This window comes from Phormidium sp. FACHB-592 (assembly GCF_014695795.1).
GTDB lineage: Bacteria > Cyanobacteriota > Cyanobacteriia > Leptolyngbyales > Leptolyngbyaceae > Stenomitos.
In genome coordinates, this window is sequence record NZ_JACJOZ010000095.1 from 19,901 (window position 1) to 29,500 (window position 9,600).

The window sequence follows — 9,600 nt, forward strand, 5'->3', positions numbered from 1 at the left end:
GCAACCCAGCAATGCTTTTGACTGCCTGTTTCTAGTGGATCACCCCAAGTTTAGCGATTTTTATGATTCTTACCTGCGATTGCAGGGGGGGCGTTCAGTGCGCTGCTGCCCATCATGCGACAGAAGGAGAATCACTGATTGCCAGCTATATGGAGCTTTAGGGTTACAGATTTAATGATTCTTGCAAAAAGATTTTTAGATTTCAAACCCCCCTATATAGTGTTGTGTCTAGGCTTAATCTTTTTTGCCCCGCTACTCTTAGTTTAAAGGTTGTTCGATCTCATGAATACATGTTAACGTTTGGGGTTAACAAATCTCCCTTGACCCAGTACAATGGATATTGTATTCAAAGACAACAAGTTAACAAAGCTATGTAACGACAAAACACGCCTGGTAAGGGAGTTAGGGGCGGATAGAGCAAGACGGGTGCAGCGACGGCTTGATGATCTCAGAGCGGCAGCAAACTTAGAAGTTATGCGAACTCTACCGGGGCGCTGTCACGAGTTAACAGGTAATCGAGCAGGTCAGTTATCTCTTGATTTGGATCATCCTCACCGACTCATTTTTGTCCCAGCTAACAATCCAGTCCCCCTAAAACCTGATGATGGGCTGGATTGGGCGAAAGTTACGGCGGTTAAAATTCTTGGTATAGAGGACCCCCATGAGTAGCGCGATTCGTAATCAGTACGATCCCGATTATGTTTCTCTTCCTGGTGAGACGCTGCTAGAAGTTTTAGAAGAAAAAAACATGTCTCAAGCAGAGCTAGCAGAACGAACCGGAAGACCCCGAAAAACTATTAATGAAATCATTAACGGTAAAACAGCAATTACCCCTGATACAGCACTACAGCTAGAGCGCGTGTTGGGTATCCCTGCCCAATTCTGGAGTCAACGAGAGCAGCACTATCAAGACTTTCTGGCACGGCAACGGGAGAGCGATCGCCTGGAAAAGCAGAGTGAATGGGTAACTCAATTTCCTTTCAAAGAAATGGCTAAATTGGGTTGGGTAGAGTTTACCAAAGACAAGATCCCGCAGTGTCTAAGCCTACTCAACTTCTTTGCCGTCGCTTCGCCAGAGCAATGGGTAAAGCACTGGGAAAACCGTAAAGTTGCTTATCGTAAGTCTGTTGCATTTGAAAGTGATAGCGCCGCGACGATCGCTTGGCTACGGAAGGGAGAGATTGAGGCTGAGAAGATTGCCTGCCAGCCTTACAGCGCGACAAAGTTTAGGAAAGCACTGGATGAAATTCGTACGTTGACTGTGCAGCCTCAAAAGGTTTTCCTACCAAGAATAGTGAGCTTCAGCGCAGAAGCAGGAGTTGCGGTGGTGTTTGTGCCAGAGTTACCCAAAACACGGGTATGTGGTGTAACTCGCTGGTTGACTCCCACAAAGCCCTTAATTCAAATGAGTTTTCGATATAAGAGCAATGATCATTTCTGGTTTACCTTCTTTCATGAGGCAAAGCACGTCTTGCAGGAGAACAAGGATGAAATTTTCCTAGAAGGTTCAGCCGACTATGATCCCGACTCGCCAATGGAGCAGGACGCTAACCAATTTTCTAAAAATCATCTTATTCCGGAGTCGAATCTCAATCGCTTTCTAGCGAATCGTCGTCGCTTTACAAAGGTAGCGATCGAGCAGTTTGCGGCTGAGATCAATATTGCTCCAGGGATTGTAGTGGGTCGATTACAACGTGATTTTGGACTCCCTCAAGACCAGTGCAACGGGTTAAAAGAGCGGGTAGAACAGCCATGAGGAGTAAAGATCAATCATGACTGAAGCAAGCAACCGTCGCCGCAAAGACTCGGCAAAGTTGGTATGGGATACAAAGCTGAAGCGGGCACCCAACCCTAGAGATATTGAGTTCCAGACGGCTGAAATTGTCATTCCTAACCTAAAGCAGGATCAAGAGCCAGAACTCCGCAAAGCCATCAAAGACAACTTTGGTGCCCACTCTGGCAGAAAGTCCAGAGTTACCAGCCGGGAAGCGGATGATCATCGTTTGACTTAACATAGCCATTACAGACGACTTCACCGTTAGCAAGTTGTATTTTGCGTTCAGCATGTGCTGAAGGTCTTCTGAAGGATCGGATTTTAGTATCACCGCTACACCACGCTCCTTCTCGCTCAACGCCCCCTACCCCTTACTTTTGTGAACAGAAAGCAACCATTATTGTGGGCTGCTGCTTTACTAGCGCTCATTGGCGCAGTCAATGGATGCAGCGCGACAAAAGCGCCTGAGTCGATCGCTTCGACCACACCGGAGGCGATCGCGCCAGCTGCTACACCACGCCCTGAACCTGATGATGAAGTTAGCCTCACCGATACCGCAACGCCTGCCAGTGATAGCAACATTGGCAAGGTAGATGAGGCTGGTACAACAGTTGTGGTTGATGTGCCTGATGATGAAGTCTGCCGCCCAAAAACGGTGTCGATAACGAAGGCTGTGTTTGAGACGTGTTTGATTGATGGGCTGACATTCGTGCAAGTAAGCAACACCATCGGGTTTAAGGGTAATTTAGTCAGTCAATCAGGTAACACACAGATCCGTCGCTGGTCAAACGGGGAGAAGATTCTTTTAGGCACGTTCCGTGATGGGAAGTTAGTGAGCAAGTCTCAAGTCAACCTAGAGTGAGTGCTAGGCGATCGCTCAAATGCCGTTTGCAATAGCTAGCCCTCACTACCTACTCAACCCTCAATCGTCCGGTCGGGGATAGTTTTAGGGGCAGGTTCAACCACGTGCCTCACTACGGGCAACTGCCCGTCTGCGTACCAAATGCAAGTGCCTCCTCCTGCCTTCAGCACAGCAGCGATCGGTCTGCCTGTTGGTGGGTCTACATCAATTTGCGGCGTGGTGCCGTTGTGAGTCATGATGTCGAGTATTGGGTTGAAGTGGACAGCACAATCGTAATGTCATACATCTCAAGCAGCCTTACTCGGTGCTAGCGGGTGCTTTTCGGCTTCTGCCTGATAACACTGAAGCACAAGCGCTTCAAGTCTGTCTAAGTCTGCCACTGAAGTAATGAGTACCCGTGAAGCTTCGCCACCTAGCGATGTTGACACTTCCTGCACTTCAAACTCTGGTGCTAACGCTTTAGTTGCTTGCATAGACAACCGCGCAACTATGCTCTTGCGCTTTGGCGAGAGGTAAAACCGCATAAACCACCACCCTGGCTTGCCCACATGTACACCAAAGTAGGACTCAACATCCTTATAGCCAACCGCATGTTGAAACTTGGTAGACGTTGCCGCGATCTTCTGCACCCGTGCCAAGACTTCTAACTCCTCGTCGGTCGTAATCACTTTGGTCGCCTCTTCAGTCTTGGCTAATTCTTCCTCTGCTTCAGCCTCCATCGATTCAGCAGCTTTTTCAATTTCTTCAGGTGACTGCCCCATCTCTTGTGTGATAGAGCGCGTCATCAGGTCTACCAAACTGTGCTGAATTGATTTTTTGATAATGGGTCTAAACTTATCAACGACGCGACTGGTTACCTTGCCTCCGATTTCACAATCAGAAGACACTTTGCCAACCTCGCTCACCAAAAAGCGAATAAACTCCTCGGATGGTGTACGCAGAATATTACCGACGAGCATAGTCATGCCTTTGACATAAACCATCTCTTCAGCATGCCGACCAATCGCCGCAGCATCGAAGTTATCACGATGGAACAGTTTTAGGTTCTCAATTTCTTTCGGGTCATAGGCAAGGACGTTAAAGCTGAAAAACGGCTCCTTGTCCATGATGTTCTTTTCACGCAAGTCTGTGAAAAAGCGGTACTCGATACCATTGGTCACAATCCCAACCTTAGCGGTCAGTGTCCAAGTAAAGTACCGACCGAGTTGCCCATCATGAGCCTCTGGTCTTTGATCACGCGCCTTTGCTTCCACTAGCATCACGATCGACTCATTAATCGCAATGGCGTAGTCTACTTTCTCAAACTGCCCAGACTTCTTTTTAGCAACGTCCGAGATGTACTCAGGTCTAACCTCCATTGGGTCCCAAACGTCATAGCCCAAAGCACCAAAGAAAGGAAGAATGAGGGCTTGCTTTGTTGCCTCTTCTCCAAACACGTTGCCAGCACGTGTGCGAACTTGCTCAGAAAGCTTGGCAATATCTTCAGCAAAACCCATACATCCCTCCGTAAAAGCACAGTATTTTCTTTCATTGCTTCATGTGTACCCTCTGGGTTAGCGAGAATAGCAGCGGAGTACCGGAATCTTCACGCTTGATTCATAGAGACACGCGACGGTACACAGAGTCTGTAGGTTGGGTGCTCTGCAAATACAGACCTACGGACTCTCAAACTTACAGAGTTACAGGTGAAAACGTTATCTATCGTCAACGGTAATCAACTACTTATTGAACCCCCAAGTCGAGCTTCAGCTTTGCTGCTTTGACTTGCTGGGTATGAGGGTTATATTGATCGGCATCTAACCTCTTATAAATAAAATTCCAGCGCGATGTTCAGGCAGTTTTGGTTTAGCAAACGGTTTCTGCAACAGCGCTCCAATTTTAAGCGCTGGCATTTACCTAAAGGCGCTGTAGCCGCAGCATTGACGGTGCTTACACTCTTTATATCAATTCATCTTGGCTACGCTCAGACCCCAACTCCAGTCGATGTCAGAAGTGAGATCCGAACGCTAGCTGCCAGTGATGTTGAAGATGGCATTTCCAGGCGAACAAACGATGCAATCAAGTGGTATAGCGGCAAAGCACCGGGGCTAACTGACCAAGAGATTCGGAAGATTTATGATGAGGAGTATACAAAGCAGGCGAAGGTAAAGAAAACAGACCCACGTGAGTTGCTGAAGCCAGAGAATGGCTGGCTAGCGGCACTTCTGGTCGCCGTGATTGCTATCTTTCAAGAAAAATTGAGGAAATGGATTACGGCTCTATGGGATGCAGCTAGTAATGCCATCTTCAATCGCTTTGCGGGAAATCGGCTCTTCTGGCAGCGGGCACTGGGTCGTTACAAAAAGGAGCTGATTAAGGAATACGGCAAGCGGAAAAGCATTTTTCAGCAGGAAGACCAGTTACTCAATTTGCAGCAAGTCTATGTCTCGCTGCAAGTGAAAGGAAAGAGTGATGACAGTACCCTCTTTGATGCCGATCAAGCGATCGCTGAATTCTCGCGTCTAATGGTATTGGGCGTTCCCGGTGCGGGGAAATCGATGCTGATGTGGCATCTTGCCATGCGCTATGCCGACGGTAATCCAATTCTACTGCCCGAAAAGCCTGTCCCTGTTTTGTTAAATTTGCACGACCTGAATGACGCAGCCCTGTCAGTGAAGCAGCACGTTGTCAAAGCGCTGGCAATTGGTTCCCCACCTGCGTTTCCAAAAGCTGATCGCTTTGTTGAGCAAGCACTCAAACACAAGGGCTTGTTGCTGCTACTGGATGGCTTGGATGAGGTGAATGGCGCTAACCGTGCCTCTGTCGTACAGCGAGTTAGAGACTTTTTGCATGAGCATGAGTGTCGGGCAATTATCACCTGCCGGACAGCCGTTTACCACGGCGAGTTTGCCAATGAGGTTGACCGCACGTTAGAAGTGCGTGAGTTTAGCGATCAGCAGATTCGCAGTTTCCTGGAGGGTTGGAAGGACTACATCCCAGCCGAGAAGTCAATCGAGCAACTGATCCAAACCCTGCGCGATCGTCCCCAAATTTTGGCGCTTGCTCGCAATCCATTGTTGCTATCTATTATTGCCTACCTCTATACCAACCCCAGATTTGTGCTGCCCCACTCACGAGCAGAGTTTTATCAGGAAGCGACAGAAATTCTTTTGCGAAAGCTGGATCAAGCCCGTTTGCAAAATAGCTTCACGGCACTGAACAAACGCATGGTATTGCGGCATCTGGCACTGTATTACCAGACCAATATCAATCGACAACAGCAAGACCGTCTGAGTGTGGATTATGAAACCGTCCTAGAGCAGATGCAGCAAGAGTTACCCCGGTTAAACCTGGCAACTGATCAGGCAAAGCTATTGCTTGATGAAATTGTGGAGCGCAGTGGGTTATTGCTGGCGATCGACAACGGCGAACGCTATCAGTTTGCCCACCTGACGTTACAGGAGTTTTTTGCGGCAGAAGAACTGAGAGAGCGAGAAACCGACCTGGTTACGTTCTTCCAAGCTGATCAGGATGCCTGGAAGGAAACCGTTAAGCTCTGGTGTGGGTTGGCGGGAGACAGCACCCAGATGATCGAAAAAATCTTAGCTATTGCACCACTTACTGCCTTTGAATGTTTGGCAGATGCCCAAAGAGTAGAACAGTTACTGGCGGAGCGTATTGTCGATCAATTCAAAACCCAGTTAGTGGCGTTAGATGAAAAAGATTCAATTACTCAAGCCTTTGGCACTGTGGCTGCCGATATGCGTGACCATTCCAGAGGTAGGGCTGTCTTTCAATTTCTCCAAGAGACACTAGCAACTAGTCAAGAACCAGCCCGCTGGATGGCAGCCGCGAATGCCCTCTCGTTAAGCAATTTGCAAGAGGCAACCAAGATTTTAGCGACATATTACTCGTCACAAAGAGAAGTTCACCCACTTCTGGTACGCATGGGTGATCTAGCAGTCAATGACCTGGCAAGGTTGGCAGAGTCAGGCATAGTATCGGCTTTCAGGGGTTTAGTATCCATTGGCACTCCTGACGCTACCCTAGCTCTGGCAGGCTTTCTGTGGCATACCAATCAATCAGTTGCAGAGCGGAGTGCCTGGTCTCTTGCTGCTCTACTGGCTCAGCCAGGTGTAGAAGAAGCCTTGCGAAACTACCTCATTACAGAAGCACAGCGTAGAGCAGATTACCTGGAGTGGATCTGGCAGCCGTTTGACGAACCACCAAACTCATCACTGCCAATCATTACTGGACGGATCGCTTATCTCGTGGAGCACACAACCACCCTAAACATCCCTCAACTTCTTCCACCTCTAGACAACAGAATCGTGATACCTCTTTGTTTCATTCAACTTATTGAGCAGCTTCAGTTTCCCGCTCAATACAATGTCAAGGAGGCAGAGGTGCTGCTGACACAAGCGGCTACAACGCCTGAATTGAATCATCGCCTAACCGAATTCGTCAACCACACTTGGGGCATTAACAGTAACAATACAGCCGCCCTCTTGTGGTCGCTTCTCCCCAGCATTCCGCCACGGTTACGGCTTGACCTGCTCAATCGTGTGGATAAGAGTCGTCGGTTGCCAACAACTAATGACTGGCGCAATCTTTTTCGACCTGTCATCTACGAATTTCAAACAAGTTGGCATTACCGAGCCGTTCTGGGGATTGCAGCACTTGCCTCTGCTGTTGCCATAGTCCAGATCGTTTACCTGCCGATGCATGAGCCACAAAACTGGGTAAATTGGTTAGCCTTGTCTACCAGTGTGGTCATTATCGATTTCTGGCTACTGCTTTGTAAAGGTAGCGAACATCCACTGGAGCCAGACCTGTTCCTAAACTTTGGATTGCTAGGACTCAAGACATTTTTTGTAGAGTTACGTCGTCTATTTGCCGTTCGGCTTGTGTGGTCTGGAGTTAGGGCGCTGCTTAGAGTTTTGCAGGATATCGACGCTGCCGGGAGCGCTCACGCTGGTACTGTCACTCGCGCTGGTACTGTCGCTCGCGCTGGTACTGTCACTCGCGCTGGTACTGTCACTCGCGCTGATACTGTCACTCGCGCTGTCGCTATCGCTGGTGCTGTCACTGTCGCTTTCGCTACCGCTGTCACTGGCGCTTTCGCTGGTGCTTTCACTGTCATTGTCGCTACCGCTTTCACTGTCATTGTCGCTACCGCTGGCGCTGGCGCTGTCGCCAGTGATAGCACTGGCGCTGTCACTGACGCTGTCACTGGCGACAGCGCTGTCGCTATCGCTGGTGCTATCACTGGCGCTACCGTTTTCGTTTTCGTTTTCGCTGGCACTGACGCTGTCACTGGCGCTGGCGCTATCGCTGGCGCTGTCACTGGCGCTGGCGCTGGCGCTATCGCTATCGCTGGCGCTGGGCTTGGTTTTTGGGTCAGAGCCGGTTCTGTCAACGATGCAGGTCGGTTCTTTGCAGTATTCGCGGCTCCCTTTTTCTGCTGGTTTCCCATCACGGGGTGGTTTGCCACCGTTGCTCTGCTCAAGTTTTTTCCCTGGCAGGGTGTCGCCCTTATATGGTTGGTGATATTAGGTGTTTGCACAGGGTTGTGGCAATGGGGGCAGCGGCTTGACCGTCAGGCTCGTAACCCATTCAAGGGCATATTCGATATTCGGATCGGGTCAAACTAAGTCGGGCGAGCGACCGTCCGACTCGTCTGCAAAACCGGACACGAACAGGGGTTGAGTATCATCCGACCAGAAAGTCATGTTAAGGGGTGTACCAGTTGAACCTGCTGAAAAACAGGAATTCAACAACACAAGCTCGGTTAAACTGTGTGCATCAATAGCACACAGAGTCCGTAAGTCTGTACTTGCGAAGCACCAGACCTACAGACTCGCAAACTTACAGAGTTACAGGTGAAAACGTTATCCATCGTCAACGGTAAAGGTGGGGTTGGCAAGACTACCTCAGCTTTCTCCCTAGCTGCTATCTACGCACAACGCTTACGTGTTGTACTGGTCGATACTGACCCTCAAGGTTCAGCTACCTGGTGGGCAGAAAAAGGTGAGCAGCCGTTTGCCGTCTCCCAGGAGACTGACCCCAAGTTGTTAAGCCAACTCAAATCAATCAAAGACTTCGAGCTAGCTATTTGCGATACGCAACCAGCGATCCAGTCTGATGCCCTGATTACCGTTGTCAAAGCGTCTGATTTCGTCATCCTACCTACGCCACCAGCGCCGATGGACATGAAGGCATTGATCGAGACAGTCAAGCAAGCGATCAAGCCTCTGGGTGTACCTCATCGGGTACTACTGACCAAAGTTGATACAAGACGGCTCAACGACGCAATGGACGCACAGAGCAGCCTCATGGAGGCAGGCATCCCCGTCTTTAATTCAATGATTCGAGCCTATGCCGCGCATGAAAAGGCGACGTGGGACGGAGTACCCATCACAGCCTGGAAGGGCAAGAATGCTGGGGAAGCAGCCGCAGACTATAAACGTGTAGTCGATGAGCTTCAACGGGAATGGAGGCTTTAATGGCACGGAAAAGGCGCTTTGCGGATCTGATTCAAGCTGAGATGGAAGAGCCATCTACAAACTTACAGACTTACGAAGATACAGAAGTCGAAAGTTTGGAGCCTACAGAGCCTGTTAGTTCAGAGCTTTTGGAACCTGCCGACGCTGAGGTGCCTCTAGACCTACCAGCTAAAGTGCCTGCACCAAAAACACAGAGTATCGAACTTACAGAGTCCGATAGTTCGATACTACCGAAATACCAAACTTTGGACAGAAAAGAGACAAGGTTACGGGCTGATCAGCTAGAGGCATTGAACACTGTCACTAAAGGACTCAACCGGAAGCGGCGAGGCAAAGGGGAGCGGCTAACAGATAACACTTTGATTCGGGTTGCTGTAGACCTGCTCTTAAGTCGTGCTGACGAGCTTCAGGGTATGACGGAGGAAGAACTGCGCCAATCTTTGGGATTAACAGAGTAACGAACTTACAGAGTTTAACGG

At 49.3% G+C, this 9,600-nt stretch carries 9 protein-coding genes; 7 read left to right on the forward strand and 2 right to left on the reverse strand.

Annotated features, from left to right (window positions below):
* The first annotated feature begins 333 nt into the window (after window positions 1–333).
* The 4 genes from H6F86_RS25960 (at window position 334) to H6F86_RS25975 (ending at window position 2,636) form a co-directional block, all read left to right on the forward strand.
* Window positions 334–669 carry a killer suppression protein gene (locus H6F86_RS25960; protein ID WP_190452747.1) on the forward strand — a complete coding sequence of 112 codons (336 nt, stop codon included), beginning with the start codon at window positions 334–336 and terminating at the stop codon, window positions 667–669.
* Window positions 662–1,756 (forward strand): HigA family addiction module antitoxin, encoded by a 1,095-nt coding sequence (locus tag H6F86_RS25965; protein ID WP_190452749.1) that lies wholly within the window; start codon window positions 662–664, stop codon window positions 1,754–1,756. The genes H6F86_RS25960 and H6F86_RS25965 overlap by 8 nt, the downstream gene beginning before the upstream one ends.
* 16 nt (window positions 1,757–1,772) lie before the next feature.
* On the forward strand, window positions 1,773–2,012 hold the full coding sequence (locus tag H6F86_RS25970) for a hypothetical protein (protein ID WP_190452751.1): 240 nt from the start codon (window positions 1,773–1,775) through the stop codon (window positions 2,010–2,012).
* Window positions 2,013–2,153: 141 nt separating this feature from the next.
* Window positions 2,154–2,636, forward strand: coding sequence for a hypothetical protein (locus H6F86_RS25975; protein WP_190452753.1), 483 nt, complete (start codon window positions 2,154–2,156; stop codon window positions 2,634–2,636).
* A 53-nt stretch (window positions 2,637–2,689) separates the two neighbouring features.
* On the opposite strand, the gene H6F86_RS25980 is transcribed toward H6F86_RS25975, so the two are convergent.
* Complete coding sequence (locus tag H6F86_RS25980; protein WP_190452754.1) at window positions 2,690–2,872, reverse strand: hypothetical protein; 183 nt, start codon at window positions 2,870–2,872, stop codon at window positions 2,690–2,692.
* A 51-nt stretch (window positions 2,873–2,923) separates the two neighbouring features.
* On the reverse strand, window positions 2,924–4,132 hold the full coding sequence (locus H6F86_RS25985) for a type I restriction endonuclease (RefSeq protein WP_190452755.1): 1,209 nt from the start codon (window positions 4,130–4,132) through the stop codon (window positions 2,924–2,926).
* A 330-nt stretch (window positions 4,133–4,462) separates the two neighbouring features.
* Between H6F86_RS25985 and H6F86_RS33000 the strand changes: the two genes are divergently transcribed.
* The 3 genes from H6F86_RS33000 (at window position 4,463) to H6F86_RS31775 (ending at window position 9,579) form a co-directional block, all read left to right on the forward strand.
* The gene (locus H6F86_RS33000) at window positions 4,463–8,269 is read left to right on the forward strand and encodes an NACHT domain-containing protein (protein ID WP_190452756.1); all 3,807 of its coding nucleotides are present in this window, start codon (window positions 4,463–4,465) and stop codon (window positions 8,267–8,269) included.
* Between the two features lie 228 nt (window positions 8,270–8,497).
* Window positions 8,498–9,121: an AAA family ATPase gene (locus tag H6F86_RS25995; RefSeq protein ID WP_190452757.1), complete on the forward strand. Its 624-nt coding sequence runs from the start codon at window positions 8,498–8,500 to the stop codon at window positions 9,119–9,121.
* Complete coding sequence (locus H6F86_RS31775; protein ID WP_199305522.1) at window positions 9,121–9,579, forward strand: hypothetical protein; 459 nt, start codon at window positions 9,121–9,123, stop codon at window positions 9,577–9,579. The genes H6F86_RS25995 and H6F86_RS31775 overlap by 1 nt, the downstream gene beginning before the upstream one ends.
* Window positions 9,580–9,600 lie beyond the last annotated feature (21 nt).

Bases quoted from the DNA above. Each gene is read 5' to 3' on its own strand.
- H6F86_RS25960 (WP_190452747.1), top strand. From the start codon at position 334: ATGGATATTGTATTCAAAGACAACAAGTTAACAAAGCTATGTAACGAC.
- H6F86_RS25965 (WP_190452749.1), top strand. From the start codon at position 662: ATGAGTAGCGCGATTCGTAATCAGTACGATCCCGATTATGTTTCTCTT.
- H6F86_RS25970 (WP_190452751.1), top strand. From the start codon at position 1,773: ATGACTGAAGCAAGCAACCGTCGCCGCAAAGACTCGGCAAAGTTGGTA.
- H6F86_RS25980 (WP_190452754.1), bottom strand. From the start codon at position 2,872: ATGACTCACAACGGCACCACGCCGCAAATTGATGTAGACCCACCAACA.
- H6F86_RS25985 (WP_190452755.1), bottom strand. From the start codon at position 4,132: ATGGGTTTTGCTGAAGATATTGCCAAGCTTTCTGAGCAAGTTCGCACA.
- H6F86_RS33000 (WP_190452756.1), top strand. From the start codon at position 4,463: ATGTTCAGGCAGTTTTGGTTTAGCAAACGGTTTCTGCAACAGCGCTCC.
- H6F86_RS31775 (WP_199305522.1), top strand. From the start codon at position 9,121: ATGGCACGGAAAAGGCGCTTTGCGGATCTGATTCAAGCTGAGATGGAA.